This is a genomic window from Planctopirus sp. SH287, assembly GCF_056500625.1.
This window is the reverse complement of record NZ_CM151403.1, coordinates 387,582-405,048: the sequence shown is the minus strand read 5'-3', so window position 1 is coordinate 405,048 and position 17,467 is coordinate 387,582. Positions and strand designations below refer to the sequence as shown.

The 17,467-nt window shown below is 55.2% G+C and carries 11 protein-coding genes; 4 read left to right on the top strand and 7 right to left on the bottom strand.

The window, feature by feature from the left end:
* Positions 1–61: 61 nt before the first annotated feature.
* Complete coding sequence (locus tag SH287x_RS01440; RefSeq protein ID WP_479516659.1) at positions 62–1,030, top strand: DUF1559 domain-containing protein; 969 nt, start codon at positions 62–64, stop codon at positions 1,028–1,030.
* 810 nt (positions 1,031–1,840) lie between these two features.
* Here the strand turns inward: SH287x_RS01440 and SH287x_RS01435 are convergent.
* The 4 genes from SH287x_RS01435 to groES all read right to left on the bottom strand — a co-directional run bounded on the left by SH287x_RS01435 (position 1,841) and on the right by groES (position 5,647).
* Positions 1,841–2,356, bottom strand: coding sequence for an REP-associated tyrosine transposase (locus SH287x_RS01435; RefSeq protein WP_479516658.1), 516 nt, complete (start codon positions 2,354–2,356; stop codon positions 1,841–1,843).
* 318 nt (positions 2,357–2,674) lie between these two features.
* Positions 2,675–3,229 carry a hypothetical protein gene (locus tag SH287x_RS01430; RefSeq protein WP_479516657.1) on the bottom strand — a complete coding sequence of 185 codons (555 nt, stop codon included), beginning with the start codon at positions 3,227–3,229 and terminating at the stop codon, positions 2,675–2,677.
* A 308-nt stretch (positions 3,230–3,537) separates the two neighbouring features.
* Complete coding sequence (groL, locus tag SH287x_RS01425) at positions 3,538–5,154, bottom strand: chaperonin GroEL (protein WP_479516656.1); 1,617 nt, start codon at positions 5,152–5,154, stop codon at positions 3,538–3,540.
* Between the two features lie 178 nt (positions 5,155–5,332).
* Complete coding sequence (groES, locus tag SH287x_RS01420) at positions 5,333–5,647, bottom strand: co-chaperone GroES (RefSeq protein WP_479516655.1); 315 nt, start codon at positions 5,645–5,647, stop codon at positions 5,333–5,335.
* Positions 5,648–6,707: 1,060 nt separating this feature from the next.
* Between groES and SH287x_RS01415 the strand changes: the two genes are divergently transcribed.
* From SH287x_RS01415 to SH287x_RS01405, 3 genes are all read left to right on the top strand, one after another.
* Entirely contained in the window at positions 6,708–8,009 is a 1,302-nt protein-coding gene (locus SH287x_RS01415; protein ID WP_479516654.1) for a type II secretion system protein, read from the top strand.
* A gap of 214 nt (positions 8,010–8,223) precedes the next feature.
* Positions 8,224–11,703, top strand: coding sequence for a HEAT repeat domain-containing protein (locus tag SH287x_RS01410; protein WP_479516653.1), 3,480 nt, complete (start codon positions 8,224–8,226; stop codon positions 11,701–11,703).
* Positions 11,704–11,953: 250 nt separating this feature from the next.
* Positions 11,954–13,369, top strand: coding sequence for a cyanophycinase (locus SH287x_RS01405; RefSeq protein WP_479516652.1), 1,416 nt, complete (start codon positions 11,954–11,956; stop codon positions 13,367–13,369).
* A gap of 57 nt (positions 13,370–13,426) precedes the next feature.
* On the opposite strand, the gene hpt is transcribed toward SH287x_RS01405, so the two are convergent.
* The 3 genes from hpt to SH287x_RS01390 all read right to left on the bottom strand — a co-directional run bounded on the left by hpt (position 13,427) and on the right by SH287x_RS01390 (position 17,436).
* Positions 13,427–13,963 (bottom strand): hypoxanthine phosphoribosyltransferase, encoded by a 537-nt coding sequence (gene hpt, locus SH287x_RS01400; RefSeq protein ID WP_479516651.1) that lies wholly within the window; start codon positions 13,961–13,963, stop codon positions 13,427–13,429.
* Between the two features lie 76 nt (positions 13,964–14,039).
* Positions 14,040–15,986 (bottom strand): apolipoprotein N-acyltransferase, encoded by a 1,947-nt coding sequence (gene lnt / locus SH287x_RS01395; protein WP_479516650.1) that lies wholly within the window; start codon positions 15,984–15,986, stop codon positions 14,040–14,042.
* A 190-nt stretch (positions 15,987–16,176) separates the two neighbouring features.
* Positions 16,177–17,436 (bottom strand): molybdopterin molybdotransferase MoeA, encoded by a 1,260-nt coding sequence (locus SH287x_RS01390; RefSeq protein WP_479516649.1) that lies wholly within the window; start codon positions 17,434–17,436, stop codon positions 16,177–16,179.
* Positions 17,437–17,467: the final 31 nt, after the last annotated feature.

Sequence of the window (17,467 nt, the reverse complement as noted above, 5' to 3'; positions counted from 1 at the left end):
ACGGCCTTTCCCTTTCTCTCTTCCTCTCTCCCTTTTTCTTCTACATCGGAGTCCCTGCAACATGAGAACGTCACGGGTACGGTCGGCCTCGCTTTGGCGAGGCTTCACGCTCATCGAGCTGCTGGTGGTCATTGCGATTATCGCAATCCTGATCGCCCTCTTGCTCCCCGCGGTGCAACAAGCGCGGGAAGCAGCACGGCGGACGCAATGCCGGAACAATCTGAAGCAAATCGGCTTGGCCCTGCACAATTACCACGACTCCTTCCTCGTCTTCCCGCCCGGGTTCATCGACTCCAATTCCAGCCACACAATTGCGACGCAAACATTTCAGGAGAATTCCAACGGACTGGCGTGGTCTGCAATGGTGCTGCCATATATCGATCAGGCGCCCCTCTACAATAAGATCGGTGCCGACACAGGCTTCACGCGGCACTGGCAATTGAGTACCACCGGCACCAGCGCTCCCACCTCAGCGGCCTCCGTGGGCCTGGCGGCATACAGCTGTCCCTCCGACACCATGCCGCTCATCAACACGAAGCGCAGCAATTTCGGCAAGACGAACTACCTCGGGAACTCGGGAAATTCGGCTGCGAACGATCGCAAGGGCATGTTCTCGGTGAATTCCTCGATCCGGATGCGGGATATTACTGATGGCACATCGAACACAGCGATGGTCGTCGAACGCTCGGGCACGCAGGACGGCGCCGGACGGCAGACATGTGCAACCGCTAATTGCAACTGGAACGCCGGACTGTGGATCGGTGCACGTCACGTGGGAGACTCTACCACTTGGCACCCAGGGGTGACCTCCCACGATGTCGATAGTTATGGCGGAAACAACTCAATCTACATGATCAATCGCTCGAGCGTGACGTGGGGGGCTGACTGGGGGTCTAGCAGCACGCATACCGGCGGTCTGCATCTCGTGAAAGCCGATGGTTCGGTCATTTTCTTGAGCGAAAACATCAATGTGAACACCTACAATTGGTTGCGGCAAATCAACGACGGTCAAAACGTTGGTGAGTTGTAACGGCCAGCCATTCGGCCGAACGTTCGTCGTCTGATCATTGTCTGATTATCGTCTGATCATGGAGCGGGTGAGTCGCATGCCAACACGACTCACCCGCTGTCTTTTCTAACGAGCGCATTGCCAAAGCCACGTAGGGCAGGCCCCCGCCTGCCGATTCGGCTACGTTCCTATGCCATATAACCGGGTAGCACAGGTTGGTCGTCTGCGACCTACCTGTGTGCCGTAGGCAAAAGAGGTTTGTTGCCAGAAAACCTCTCTTGTGAATCCTTATTGAAATGGGCAGGCTGAAGGCAGTAGTAGTAGGGCAGGCTCCCGCCTGCCGATTCGCCTACTGAAGGTTTTTAATCCCCTGGCCACAAGTCGAGCAACGGACGCGGGGTGGAACCAGCGGCGTGCCTTGTTTTTATCGGTCACCAGCCTCTTATGCTTCCAACACACAAGTAGCTTAAAAACGGGCACCCTGCGGGACAAACGGGAAAAAACTCTCGCATCACCTCATACGGCATAACGAGCCGGAAGCGTCAGCGACGGACATTGGTGTTTTCGTCTTGCGAACAATCACAAGGGGATGCGATAGCAATCCAGCAACGTAGGGCAGGCTCTCGCCTGCCGGGTCGTGGGTGACCCAGCGACGTACCGGGTAGCACAGGTTGCCCGTCTTCGGGCTACCTGTGTGCCGGAGGCACAGGAGGTTCAGACGGCCTGAACCGCTTGGAAGCGAGAAACCTCCTATGGCTGAGCCACCCCAGTAGTCACCAGAATCTCAACCGGTGCCACCCATTCCAACCGTGATTCAAGAAAAGGTGGTCTCTACTCGACCCAGTGAATCGGCACACCCACCGTGCGGCCCCAGACGTACCAGCGAGCCGAACTCCACTTCCAATCCGTGGCGCGTTCCACCAATCCGGCCCGGACGGGATTCTCATGGATGTAGGTGAGCTTCTCTTCGAGTTTCGGCCGCTGATGGATTTCAAAAGCGTAGTACCTCGGCTGCCAGAAGCGATCGCCCTCACCGAAGTCGGCGGCATATTGAGAGGCCTGTGATCGATACCAATCCCTCAATGTCAGGCTGGATCGTCGTTTGAGGCTGTGGACAAATTGACTGAGCCGCCCGGTGACCGGGAACCAGATCAACAAATGGACATGATCCGGCATCAGGACGAAGCCGACACATTTCGCCTCGAACTGTTCCAGGCACTCGCCCAGCCATCCAAGAAAGATCCGCCGTGCGTGGTCGTGATCCAGCAATCGGCGGCGTCTGAAGACAGAAAATGTGATGAAATGCACGTAAAGCTGGTCATCGACGATTCGCCGCTTGTGTTTCATGGGTAGATCATGAAATCCGAGCTGCAATGGTGCAAGCCATTTCCGTTGGGAGGGATGCTCATGCGCGAGTCGTTCGCCGTTGAACCTCTTGTGCCTGGAGGCACACAGGTAGCCCGCAGACGGGCAACCTGTGCCACCCTGCGGATGGCGCTGCTGACTCACACTGGGTGACGGCACCATAAATCGCCAGCTTATCCTCCAAACCCGGCTCGCCAGACGGAAAATGTGGGCAGAAACTGCCCAAATCTGGAAGACTGGCGCGAAGTGTTGTGAATAGGCAGGTGTGCCACGCAGCTAGGATCGGCACGCCAATAAAGTCTACAACATTCCTGACCGAGAGGTTTGATCTAACAGAGGGGGCATCGCGCTTGGATTGATAGTCTTCGTATGGCTTTCGACCGTAGCTAAAGGGTGACTGGGGGCACCACTTGCAAGGAAGGTGGTGAAATCGCTCTTGATTATTTTAATGATCGCTTCAGAGAACTCCTTCGGACAAAGATTAAACGTGTTAGTATTCGCGTCGTGGCTGATGATGTCGGAGTTTGCGACGGTCAGTGAAGAGATCCATGCTTTAGGCATGATAGTGCCGTCCTTGGCCTGCAATGAAAAAGTTGATTGGTGTAGCAGTCCATTTCTGTAAGCTTGCCAGAAGAGTTTCGCCTGGTCAGCTGTTATCGTGTGGAAGGCTTTTGAGATCTCTTGGTAGAACTGGGGGTTTAATTGTCCTTCATTAGAGCTGCTTTTTTGTCGAAAGTATCGCTCAGCAAGTGGAAACGAGATCATTAGAACCGCGAAGGCTGCATGTTGCTGCCCATTGAGAATCTGCAAAGGTTCTTCAAACCATTGCTTGAACCGATCTTCTTCCGTTGTCATTCGTAATTCTCCTCGCCTTCTCCGAAAAACTGCCTTGGTAGCGGGTAGCACAGGTTGCCCGTATTCGGGCTACCTGTGCGCCGGAGGCACAGGAGGTTCAGTCATCCTGAACCGCTTGGAAGCGAGAAACCTCTTATGGCTGAGCCACCCCGGTAGAAATCGGAATTTCAACCGGGGCTACCCTGCTTACTGATCATGAATCTACATTGTTTTAAACAAAAAAAGGCTGCTGAATTTCATCAGCAGCCCCTCTTTAGTAATTTTTGGTCAGCGAGTGCATCGCCGACTGATACATACACCCTCAGGTGTTAGTACATATCATGGTCGCCGTGGCCACCGGCTTTTTCATCGCCCTTGGGCTTTTCGGCGATCAGGCAGTCGCTGGTCAGCAGCAGGGTCGAGACGCTCGAAGCGTTCTGGAGGGCCGTGCGGGTCACCTTCACGGGGTCAATGATGCCGCTCTTGACGAGGTCTTCGTACTCACCGGTGGCGGCGTTGTACCCCATGTTCCCCTTGAGTTCGGAAACCTTCTCGCAGATCACCGCGCCGTCAACGCCAGCGTTGTTCGAGATCTGTGTGAGCGGTGCCCGGCAAGCCCGCACGATGATATTGAAACCAGCGGTTTCATCATGGTTTAGGCCAGCTGGCTTGAGGTCGAGTGAAGCGCGGAGCAGAGCCACACCACCGCCAGGAAGAATGCCTTCTTCCACAGCAGCGCGGGTGGCATGCAGGGCGTCTTCCACGCGAGCCTTCTTTTCCTTCATTTCGCTTTCAGTGGCGGCACCAACGTTCACGCGGGCCACGCCGCCGGAGAGCTTGGCGATACGCTCTTCGAGCTTTTCCTTATCGTAATCGCTGGTTGAACTGGCCAGCTCACGACGGATCTGCTCAATGCGGCTCTTGACGTCAGCAGCCTTGCCAGCACCTTCGATGATCGTGGTGTTGTCCTTGTCGATGACGATCCGCTTGGCGCGACCGAGATCGGATAGCTGGACGTTTTCGAGCTGAATGCCAAGGTCTTCAAAAATGGCCTGGCCACCAACCATGATCGCGAGATCCTGGAGCATGGCCTTGCGGCGGTCGCCGTAACCAGGAGCCTTGACGGCAGCAATCTTGAAGGTGCCGCGAAGCTTGTTGATCACCAGCGTGGCGAGGGCTTCACCGTCGACTTCTTCAGCGACGATGAGGAGCGGCTTGCCACTGTTGACGACCTTCTCGAGGACAGGCACCAGATCCTTGATGTTGCTGACCTTCTTTTCGTGGATCAGCACATAAGTGTCTTCAAGAACGCATTCCATCGTCTGGGGATCAGTGACGAAGTAAGGCGAGAGATACCCGCGATCAAACTGCATCCCTTCGACAACTTCGAAGTCGGTCTTGAGGCTCTTGCCTTCGTCGACCGTGATGACGCCGTCTTTACCGACCTGCTCCATGGCGTTGGCAAGGATGTCGCCGATTTCGGTATCGCCGTTAGCGGCAACGGTACCAACCTGAGCGATGGCCTTCTTGTTCTTGCACTCGACGGCAGCAGCTTTCAGCTTGGCGACGATCTGCTCGACAGCCTTGTCCATGCCGCGCTTGAGGTCAAGCGGGTTCACGCCAGCAACAACAGCCTTGAGGCCTTCGACATAGATGGCTTCGGCAAGAACGGTGGCAGTGGTCGTGCCATCGCCAGCATTGTCGCTGGTCTTGGAAGCGACTTCGCGCACCATGCGGGCGCCCATGTCTTCAAACTTGTCAGAAAGCTCGACTTCCTTGGCAACTGTCACGCCGTCCTTGGTGACAGTGGGGGAACCGAAGCTCTTTTCGATGATCACGTTGCGACCGCGTGGCCCGAGGGTGACGCGGACAGCCTTGGCAAGCTTGCTGACGCCGCGGCGCATGGCTTCTTGCGCTTCCTGATCAAATGCGATAATCTTGGCCATGAAATATCTCCTGATAAAGAGGGCGAGCGATGGGTTTCGTTCGCCCTCGTGGATGAGTCTTATTTACTGATATGAGCTTTGACTATAGAGAGAAGGGCCAACTGGATCATCTGGCGGTGCGATCTTCTCTATACATCTTAAGATCTTATATAGTTGAGCGCTGTTGCAGGAATCGCGACTAGGCGATGACGGCGAGGATGTCGCTTTCACGGAGGAGCAGATAGGTCTCGTCGCCAACCTTGAATTCATCGCCAGCGTAAGAACTGAAGATGACCTCGTCGCCCACTTTGACAGTCAGGGGAACGCGATTGCCGTTGTTTTTGACGTGTCCTTCACCGACGGAGAGCACTTCGCCACGTTGTGGCTTGTCTGTCGCGGAATCAGGCAGCACGATGCCGCCAGCGGTCTTCTTTTCGGCTTCAGCACGCTTGAGCACCAGACGGTCGCCGAGGGGGGTCAGCTTGATTCCGTCTTTGGCAGCCTTTTTGGCCATCGTGAAAACTCCTCGCTGTCAAAATCATGGGTTGACGTGTTCTGTTCGATCAGCGGTGTGTCAACACAACCGCGTGGAGAGCACGGGAAGCGAAAAGCATGCCAGCCATGATCGTTGTCTGCAAGTTATTTCCATCAAATCAGTTACGACTGACCACTCCTTCTTGCAGCCTGCCATAACCTGCGTGCCAAAAGGCGCCGCGGACTGCTGGCTGCCAATCTGGCAGTGATGAGATTCAGCGAAAGCCGTCTGTTTCGCCTCCTCTGTCATCTCACCGTCTTATAAGGAGTGTTCGCTTACTGTCGGCCACCTGGCGCCGGCAAAGAGGCTGATGGCCTGACAATCTGTCCAAAACACACCGCCTCCCGCTTGCAGGAGAGGGCCGGGGTGAGAGCCTGATCATCCCTCCGTGTTACTCGTAGCAATATGCAACCTTCACCGAGAGCGACCGGGAGACGCTGAACGAATCAGGTGAGAGAAGGCAACACCTGGATTCGGGCGCAGCCACACATGTCTTTGCATGCAGTGTCTTCCCCGATGTTGTTGCACTGCCATCACTTGAGTTCTCGAGATGTGAGGGCGTTATTCAAATAACATTCATACATTCGTCATAATTGACCATTACAGTTCCGTCAGCAATCGGGGAATGTCCGGTGCCGGGCTGTCTTGCCTAAGTATCAAGCTTCTCGTGAAGCATGACAGGCTTATGTGAAAAAGATTTCCCAACTTGTTCATCAAGTGCTGTTTTTTCACCACTACTGTGATGTGTGTCGCAAGGGTTCACAGCAAGAAAGCTGGCACCCTCCGCGTCTTGAAAAGTGAACTGCCTGGATTTGGAGATTGGGTTGCCGACTCAGAGTCACTCATCGGCCTGTCGCGTTTGTACTGCGGTGGCATGTGGGTTGAAGGGTTGGGTTGAGATGGCTGTCGTTTTCGATGGTCGCGCGGTTTCGAAGAGATGATGTGTCATCACGCAACTGAGAGTCTCCGGTTCAATGCCTGGTAGTGCTTCGTGTTTCTCCCGTTGGTTATTACGTCCCCCATTTTGAGAAAGAGTTCAATGAAGAAGTTTTCGCTGGGCGCCCGCAAGGCGTTCACTCTGATCGAGCTGCTCGTCGTGATCTCGATCATCGCCATCCTGATCGCTCTCCTCCTCCCCGCTCTGCAGTCAGCTCGTGAAGCTGCCCGCAAGACCCAGTGCAAAAACAGCCTGCGTCAGATCGGCATTGGCCTCAACGCATTCGCTGACACCGATCCAGGCGATCGTCTCTGCACCGGTCAGTTCGACCGTTTCCGCGATGGCTGCCCAGACACCTACGGCTGGACCGCTGACCTCGCTCGCGTTAACGCCGGCAAGGCCAACGAACTCCGCTGCCCAGCCAACGTGATCCGTGGTTCAGAAAAGCTGAACGACATGCTCAAGGGCAACGTCACCTCGAACAGCTCGATTCCTCCTCACGAGCGTCTCGATGGCTGTAACACAGACAGCATCTGCTACAAGATTGAAACCGGTGCTATCAACACCGTTGAAGGTGTTGCTCAGTTCCTGAAAGACGGCCACAACTCGAACTACGCTTCCAGCTGGTTCATGAGCCGCAGTGGTTTCAAGACTCTGAACTCTGGTGGCCAGGCCCATATCTCCGCAGCTTTTGCTAACGCGATCGCATCGGCAGTTGTTCCAGCCCTTGATGGAACCTGTCCAGCTCCTGCTGGTTCTGGTATCTATCGTAACGGTCTGAAAGAATTGCAGAACACCCTCGGGCCAATCACACGCCGCTACCTCGAAAGCGCTGACGTTCCGTCCAACAACGTTCCTCTGCTGGGTGACGCTGCTCCTGGGGACATTGGCGAAGCCGTCCTCACAGAAAACATTGTCGATGGCGAAGGCAAGTATGTTGATGCTGCCCTCACCGCTGGCGCTCGTCTCGGCGAAACAGCCAACGATGGTCCTGGCCAGATCAACGCCAGCAACAACCTTGGCCTCATTGCGGTTGATACGATTTCTGTCGCCGATCTGAACTACAGCGGTTATCCTTCAGCTGGCACCCCTGTGACAACCGCAGTTGCTGACAACTACAATGTCACACCTGGTGTGTGGATTCTCCAGGACACTCGCGACTGGTACGCCGTTCACTCACGCTCAGCCAACCTGCTCATGGCTGACGGTTCGGTTCGTGAAATCGTTGACCTGAACGGGGACAAGTTCTTCAACCCAGGCTTCAACTTTGACATGACTGCCAATCAGCCTACTGCTGCAGGCGATGGTTTCTCCAGCAACGTCTGCGAAATCAACAGCTTCGAAGTCTTCTGCGGCCCCGCTCTGAACATCTCCCAGATTGTCAAGCGTAACTTTGAAGGCTAAGCCTGATGCTGCTTGCTGAGAGTTTTTCTCTCAACAAGTGACACTTAAGTTTGCAGGGGAGCCTGCGGCAGTTGCTTAACAATTGCCGCAGGCTGCCTTGTTTCAAGAAATCTGCTGCTGGAATCCCGGTGAAGCTGTTATTCAGGAAGACTTCCGGTGAGTCCCTTGCCTTCCGGGAAACTCGCTTTCCTGTCGTCCCCCAATGAGTGACGCCATGTCGACCTCCTCTTCTGCCTGTCCCAAATGTGGCGAAATCCTGCAACCCGGCATGCTTCGCTGCCGATCCTGTGGCGAGCGTCTGGTGGCCAAACATGCGGCTCCTCAGAGCGAATCTCTCGAGACGACGGCCTCGGCCAAAGTGAATCCCGTTGCCACTCGTGACGCGGCTTCAGGGAGTTCTCAAACTTCCACCGCCTCTCCCACTTCCGCCACGCTGGCGTCTGGGGGAAGTGCTCCTACGGGGACAGTTCTCAACCTTAAAAACCTGCTCAAGCCCTCATCTCCCGCAGCATTGAATCCGGGTGCAGGTCAGGCGCCGGCCCTTCCCGCGCCAGCGGCTCCTCCGGTTCCGGCTGCGGCTCCGTCACAAAACCGATCCATCTCTCAACCCAATACAACGCGAAACAACACCGTTGTGACTCCCGTAGCAAGCTCTGTTGCACCACTAGCGGCGGGAACAATCACGTCGCCTCAAAAAACGCCCGACAAATTACCTGCCGCAGCCGCGCCTGCCCCACCGACAACTGCCAATCCCAACTCACAATCCGGCAGCATGCGCATGGCGAAACCCGGCTCCCAGAGTGGCCGCATGGAGGTCTTTGGGGCCGATGCGATTCGCGTAGAATGTGAATGTGGCGCCAAGTTCAGAACTCGAAGCGAGTCTGCCGGCAAGAAGGTGAAGTGCCCGAAATGTGGTCAGGCCGTCACCGTTCCTGGGTCTGGAGGGGAAACCGCCTCCGTTCCAGTTGTTGAGCGGCGAAAGTTTGTCGAGCTAGCCGCTGCCATCGAATCATTGCCGCCAATGGTCGGGCCATCGGCTGAAGAAATGACAGCGGGTCGTACTGCGGGGGAAATGGCCGCTGTGGATGGCAACACCACGATTGAAAGCAACTCGAAGCCCAGCGTTGCCACCAAAGGAAGTACGGCCAAGCGAAAAAAATTGTCGACATCCCGCGTGGCAAAGCTGATCAAGTCGCTTGAGCCAAAGGATGGTGCCAGTTCTGAAGATGCCGAGAAACGCCGCCAGACGATTCTCGAACTGGGGATGATCGAGAACGACGGCATCCGGGAAGCGATTGAGAAATACACGGCTGACAGTTGGATTACCGTCCGTGAAGCCGTAGCCACGGCCTTGGGAGATTTGGGGAGGCCGGAAGCCACGCCAGCGATTCTGAGGATGCTGGACGATGAAGTCCCTGAAGTTCGCCGAAATGCGATTTCTTCCGTGGGGAAATTGCGCGATGCTCGAGCCACACGGGCCATGATTGTGATGGCGTTACAGGAGCCACATTTCCGGTTTGCCGCACTGGATTCGATTACAAAGATGTCGACAGCAGCGACACCTGAATTAACGAAAATCATGGGAGAGAAAGATCCCGGTTATACGCTTGAGGCGGCTGTGGTGGCTGGTCGCACGCGCGATGCGAAACTGGTCGAACCGCTGGTACAACTCTTGGCCAGTAAGTTCGCCATTGTTCGCGGTCAAGCTGCCGAAAGCCTGGGGCAGATTGGTGACAAGAAAGCCACGGGAAATCTGGCCAGGCTCTTATCCGATTTGGATTCCGGTGTGCGGGTGGCTGCTGCTGGAGCATTGGCTCGTCTGGCTGATTCTCGAGCGCTTCCAGCATTACTGAAAGCGATAGGCGATGAAGATGCCGACGTTCTGGAGCGTGTGATTACGGCATTGGGTGATATTGGCGATGCTCAAGCGGTTGAGCCGCTAATGAGGTTGATTGATCATCCGAAGGCGGAAATTCGTGGTGCTGCTGCGGACGCTTTGGGGAAAATTGGAGCGACCGAAGCCGCCGCCCCGCTAACGCGACTGCTTCACGATACTGATGAGTCGGTGCGATTGAAGTCGATCGCCGCGTTTCGGAAATTCAAGTCGGCTGTGGCTGTCGACTCCCTGCTGGCCCTTGTTCAGGATATGAACCCGCAAATCCGCCTCCGGGCGATCGATACGTTAGGGGAAATTGGCGATGACTCGGCGACCGACGCCATCATCCACACCTTGCACAACGACAGCACCATGGAAGTGCGACAGATGGCTGCCAAGGCGTTGGGCATGATTGGCTCGGCCGATGGCATTGAGCCTCTCGAACAAGCCTTGGAAGATGAATTCCCTGTTCGGTGTAAAGCGATTGCGGCCTTGGGGCAGATTGGAGCTTCGGCGACCCTTCCCGCGCTGCTGGCCATGCTTAAAGATGCGATTCCTGAAGTTCGCTATCACACCACTCAAGCCCTCGCCGATTTAGGAAGCCAGAACGCGCTCAAGCCCTTGGAAGATGTTCTGGCCGATGAGCATCCGATGGTCAGGCGAGGAGCGGCCAAGGCGCTGGTCAAGTTGGGGGATCCGCGAGGGGAAGCCTTACTTGATGAAAAGAAACTGGCAGCCTTCAAGCCCAAACGCGCCAGGCTGCAGTTTGATATTCAGCAACTCCGCCCCGATACATTGATTGAAGCGGTTAAATCAGCGCCTCCGGCGATGGGAATCACGGCTGTCGCGATTCCTGCCGTTCTGTTGCTGGGTTTAATGGCCTACGGGATGGGACTGCTCTCCGGAAGCCCCTCCTCTGTGGTTGTCCGCGGCCGCCCATCGACTCTGACGTTTATCGATGGGGGAAAATCGGTTGCGATCGGGTTTGATCGTGTTTTGGAAATCTGGCCAATTTCTGGCGGAAGTGCTTCATCAACAAGTACATACCCCCGCGGCACGATTGCGGGCCTCTACCCAACGGCACAGCCCAATGTGTTTGTCACGTTTGGTAATAATCAGATTTCCAAACTGGAAAGTGGAAAAATCACACCGGTCGCCAGCCTGCCCTCTCCGGTGATCAATTCGATTCCTTCTCCCGATGGACAGCATCTGGCCCTGATCGGGACTGATGGATCCGTCACCATCGTGGATTTGAAGATGGGCAAACCTCTTCAGGCCATTCAGCTCAATTTGAAAACGGCGGCTTGCATGGCGCTGGCCAATGGAGGGGAACAATTTGCGACTGCCCGTAAAGATGGCAGCATCACCATCTGGGATACTAAGAAAGGAGAATCCCTGACCGAACTCAAATTGCCCGGAATTGTCCCAGCTTCCATGGGATTCAACTCCACTGGCGAAAATCTGGTGATTGCCAACTTGCGAGGCGGCGTTGGCATCTATGAGATCAAGACTCGCAAGCGAGTGCACGAGATGCCTTTTACCGAGAAGACCGCCCCAATTTTTACCAGCGCGCGATATGTTGGCAGTTCTGATGACCGGGTGTTCCTCTCCTCTGGACAAGGTCTCTCCACATGGACAGTTTCCAGTAGTGAGATCAAAACTAACGGAGCTTTTGACATTGTGGGTAGCATCTCAGCGTTGGTACCCAGTCCCACCGGGGAACACGTCGCATTTCTGGACACCGATTCTGCGGATGCGTTGGTGGTGGCACTCCCTGGCCTGGAAACAACGGCGATCCTGACGGTCAAAAAGAGATAGACCCGTTTCTGGATCAGTGTGGCGGCGACCAATGCGAATGAGAATTGATTCGCAAACAACTTGTTCACTGCTGTCCAGAAATTTCATTTTCACAACCTGCGGAACGCTCTTGGCCCGTAAATTGCTTCCGCGTATGATTCGATCTCGGATCACGTCTGACATCGTACAAGCTCTGCCTGAGAGCTTCTGCGATTTGGAAATGTGTCACTTGTGAATTCCGTCAGGAAGACCGTTTCACATGAGGCTCGAAATGTTGACTCCACTGGTATTGAAGAAAACTGGTACTCTTCCCACGTTCCGTGGTATGGATTCCCTGTTTTCGTTAGTAGATCGCACCTGCGAGCCTCCCACACGATGCTGGTTCAAACAGCGAACTTTGAGTTTGTGGATGGGCCGGCTGGGGTGTGTTTTCGCTCTTTTCCTGCTGTTTTCTCACAAATCTGAGGCTGCAGAACGACCGGAAACGGTCGGCTCCCTGATGATCATTGGCGGCTCAGAGCGTTATGATCAGCGAGAATACTGGGATGAGATTGTCCGTCTCGCTGGCGGGCCAGGGAGTCGGATCGCGATTCTCCCCCTCGCAACTCATGATCCCATCCGCAATTCAAAATGGGTGGCGAAAGCGATTGAAGAAGCCGGTGCCGAGACAGTCACTCTTCCCGTCGCCTGGCGGCAGATGTCTCGTTCGCCGCGCGAAGCAGCAGCCGATCCTGATGTTGTGGCACTCGTGCGGAGAAGCAGCGGAATTTACATTCTGGGCGGTTCACAGGATCGAATCATTCGTGGACTCCACAATGATGAGGGAGAACCTCTTCCGTTACTCGATGCCATGCACGACTTATACCGACGGGGCGGCGTCATTGCCGGGACGAGCGCCGGGGCCGCCGTCATGAGCAAGGTGATGTACCGATCTTCCAGTTCAGTCCTTGATACGTTGCTCAGCGGCGTTCGTATGGGGAAGGAGTTGGCTCCAGGCTTGGGATTGATTGATGATCGCTGGTTTGTGGAGCAGCATTGCCTTGTCAGAGGGCGATTTGCCCGCTCGCTGGTCGCCATGTATTCGGAAGGAATTAAATATGGAATTGGCGTCGATGAGAACTCGGCTATTGTCGTGAAAAATGGCAAAGATGTCCGTGTCCTTGGCTATAAAGGGGCCTTGGTCATGGATCTATCCAATGCGACTCATAAAGATTCCCTTGGCCGGTTCAATCTTTCCAACGTGCGGCTGACTTATCTCGACCGTGGGGACAAGTTTGATCTGCTGACAATGGAGGTGACTCCTTCTCAGCAAAAACTGGATGACGAGTTTATCGATCCCAACTCCCCCGAATTTCGGCCTTCGCACCGCCGCCGGATGTTTTTCAACGACATTCTGGGGAACATGGCGGTCGCTGACCTGATGGGCGAACTGATCGATAGTTCCGAGCCTGAAGCGATTGGTCTGGCATTCAATGGTGCCCAGGCGCGGTTTGAAGCGGTGGATGGCTTTGAGTTTCGATTTTCCCGCGATGAAAAGAGTCGAGGCTGGTATACAGAAGCCTTCGGCGGGGATGACTATACGGTCGAAAATATCCGACTGGATATTCGCCCGGTGCGATTTTCCGGCCCGCTCTATCAACTCCTTCCCGACAGTCCCTTGCAAGAAGCCAGCTTGAAGATTGAATAGACCCCTTTCCGGGTCAGTGGGCGGCGTATGTCCGTCATTAGTACCGAAAAAGGTCGATCAGCGCAAATCAGGTGTTGTCGTGTCCTCCGGTGCCAGCACACAGATTTCTGGCAGATGGCGGTAATTCCCCGCGAAGTCCAGTCCATAGCCCACAACGAATTCGTCAGGAATCTGGAAGCCATAATAGTCGGGTTGGCAGGCCACTTCCCGCCTTGACGTTTTCCATAATAAAACCAGCGTTTTGATACTTTCTGGCCCCAGGCTGGCGATTTCACTGACCAGGCGTGAAATCGTGCGACCCGTGTCGAAGATATCATCGACCAGCAGCACATGCCGCCCGGCAAGATCGGTGAGTCCCATCAGATCGGTTGTTAGCTCAGTTCCTATTGTTGAATTGCCGCGATAGCTGCTGGCTCGCACGAAGACGACTTGATGAGGAACACGCAATCGGCGCATCAGATCGGCGACAAGAATGACGCTGCCCGTCAGAACCGCGACAACGACGAGAGGCCGGCCGGTATAGGCAGCCGTGATTTCCTCTCCCAACTGAGCGACACGCTCCTGTATCTCTCCTGCTGTGAGCAGTCTTTTCATCGGTCAGGTCTCGAAACATCAGATCCGGGCGCATTCAAAGCCGACAGGATCGCCACGACTTAAGTGGAGTTATGACTTAAACAGCAGTCGTCGACGCAGGCGGGGGCGTGAAACGTGATTTGAAGCGGCGTGCGATCTCTGCCATCACCAGCAATCCGACCAACGAGCTACAGAGAACCGTGAACCAGTCGCCATAACGGACATAAAAACTGGTGCGGTCGTCCAGGGGGACAGTCCGAATCTGAGCGCTGCTGACTTGCTTGAGCCACGCACCGGTTTTGGAGTCTCGGGGGCTGGTGCGGCCCTGTCGGTCGCCATCGAGATAAACATCCGGTTCAAGAATCGCCCCGTCGCCATCGACAAACGCCGAAATTCCAGTATTCACGGCTCTGACTATCGGTGTACGTGTTTCGACGGCACGAAAGGCTGCCGTAATTAAATGCTGTTCCAGTTCGCTCGACCCATGGAACCAGCCATCATTGGAAAGGTTGACCAGGACATCGACCTGACGGCCCTGCTCCCGATCACTGACACTTCCCACAACATCCCTGACAAGATGCGGGACAGTGTCTTCAAAGCAGATGACAGGCACCATGCGCCATTTGCCATACTCAAAGACAGAGGCGGTGGCTCCTTCATCCAAACCAAACGAGTTCTGCAATTGCTTGGGGAGGAAAAGTCTCAGAGGAGGGAATGTCTTTGCGAAAGGGAGGTATTCACCAAAAGGAACAAGGTGCATTTTGTCATAACGTCCCGCCAACCCCAGATCGGGCCGAAGAAAAGCAGCTGAGTTGTAACGCAAGATCTTTTCATCGGAAGGCACCAGCGCTTCTAATCCAAGAATCATCGCTGCCCCGGCTCGCTGACATTCCCCGATGAGAGTTCTTCGGATCGTCTGGTCACGCCAGCCAGAAACAGGAATTTCTGATCGCTTGGCTTTCAGGTCGGCGTCTGTCCAATCCGCAGGGACATCAAACAGAGGCCAGCGGAACATGGTTTCTGGCCAGACGATGACATCAGGGCGATGGGCCACTGCCATTCCCGTCATTCGCACATGAGAGACATACATCGGAGCAGAATCATCGGCGTTGGCAACCAAAGAGGCCGGATAATTTCCTTGAATGAGAGCCATCTTGGGCCCTGGTTGAAAATTGGCCTGTGAACGCCGCAGATAGCCGTAACCTAACGTCGCCATGATCAGCAGCATCGCCACGACAATCTGGCAGAAGGCCGATGTTCCAGTCGCCCAGGCATATCTGCTCTCAGGTTGTGAAGAGGAAGATGCGGTCGTTTTCGATTTCTGAAAAGTTGACCACAACCGGGCTGATGCTAAAGCCAGAGCGCAGGAACCTGCCATCACCACGAAACTGACCAGATAGGCTCCGCCCAGATCACTGATCTGAATCATCTCCAGCCAGCGATACTGTGAGTGCCCCAGCAGATACCAGGCAAACCCCGTGAGCAGATGGGCTTTCGCAAACTCCAAAGTGACCCACACCACCGGGGCAGCCACCATCAGGGGGACTTTCCACCGGTGGATCGCTGACCACGTCAGGCTCATGAAGACGGGCAAGTAGCAGGCAAGATAGGCGGCCAGCGCAACCCAGGCCACATACATGGTGGGGTCACCCAGCCGCATCCATTGAAGAGAGGCCAACTGAGAAACCAACGACGTCGCATATCCGGCCATCAGTGTTCGATAAGTCAACTGTGACCGCTGAACAAGCCAGAGCACTGGGACAAAAGCCAGCCAGCCGAGATATCCCTGATCCAACGGGGCATAGGCGGCCCACATCATGAACGCGCTGAGAGACAGCAGCATCCAACCCGTGGTTTGCGGCACCTGCGGATCATCGTCCGGTGATTCGATGCGATGTCGGGCCTGAGCAATCAGCCGCCGGACTTCTAATTCCTGGGCGGCGGCTGTGGTCGACGAAGCGTTTGAAGTGAGAGAAGGCATGTGGCGGCCACATTCGTCCTGATCGATGGCGAGAGATGATGGAACCGGAGTGGTGGCAGTCATCGCGTTCCTTGCGATCGAAAATCATCCAGAGAATAAAGAAACCAGCAAAATCCTAGCAGAGAGAAAAAAACTTCCCTATGGCAATTCTCCATCTCGCGGAATGTGACCAGAAATTCTGCCTTCACCAGCAATTTGGGATGGTTCTTCAACCTGAAAACAACATCTTCTGCGGAAATCCTCGCCGAGACCATCAACTCCAGATTCCATTCCCTATTCCATTCCAGAGGTAAACAGAGAGGGATTCTCCCTGCTTTACCGGAACGCCCGTGGGGGGAAAGTAAATCATGCCATTGGCCGACAAAGTGGCCTGCAGGTCAGATGATCCCTGCCAGGGGACAGTTCGGGCAATGAGGGAAGAACCTCCAAACTCGATGAATGCGGGATGAAATGTCGGCCGGTCGCTGACGTATTTTTCGTTGATCGCTGCCACTGCGCCCAACGGGGAAGCGACTGCTGGCGAAAGCCCCTGAAGTCCCCTGATGGCCGTTTTGACGAACAGTTCAAAACAGACCAGACTGCTCACCGGATTGCCCGGCAATCCGAAGACCAGACAGGGCGACTCACCAGTCGATCGACCAAACCAGATGGGCTTTCCGGGCTTCATATCAACCTTGTGAAAGACCTGTTCGACACCTGCTTGAGCCAGCGCCTGAGGGACAAGATCCAGCAGCCCGGCTGAGACTCCTCCCGTCAACAACAGCAAATCGCACTTGAGTCCTTCACGAATCCGGGGGAGCAGATCATCGATGGTATCGCGAGCAATTCCCAGCCGATGAATCTCGCAACCAGCGAGCGCCCCTTGTCCCGCCAGTAACGTTTCGTTCGTATTACGAATCTGGCCTGGCCCCGGAACCTGATCGGGAGGCACCAGTTCGTCCCCGGTCGCCAAAATGGCCAAGGTGGGACGCCGCCGCACGGGAACCGAGGTCACACCCAGTTCCGCCAGCCCTGCCAGTTGTTGTGGCTTCAGCACAGTACCGGCTTTCAAAGCCAGATCTCCCGGCTGCATCACGGCGCCAAGGCGGATCAGATTGGCTTCTGGTTTCACCTTTTCTGAGATCAATACTCGCTCGCCTGAACGAGAAGTTGACTCCACCTTCACAACGGCGGTTGTCCCCTCTGGCAAAGGGGCGCCCGTCATGACCTGGATGGCTACTCCATGTTGTAGGACACGTTGCGGAACCTGCCCCGCATACACGACATCGACCACTGGAAGTTCAGCGAACGGGCCGCTGCCTTCGTGAGCCTCTCCATCCCTCAGGTCTTCGGCACGGATCGCATAGCCATCCATTAAGGATTTATCAAAAGGAGGTGAGGCAATCGTGCTAACGACATCCCGACTCAACACCCGCCCAGCGGTTTCCTCCAGTGGAAGATCAGTCTCTGGCAATGGGTCAATCTGCCGAACGACCATCTCCAGTGCTGTTTTAACATCCAGTAATTGAGACATCCTGATGGCACTTTAATGACAAGCGATTGAT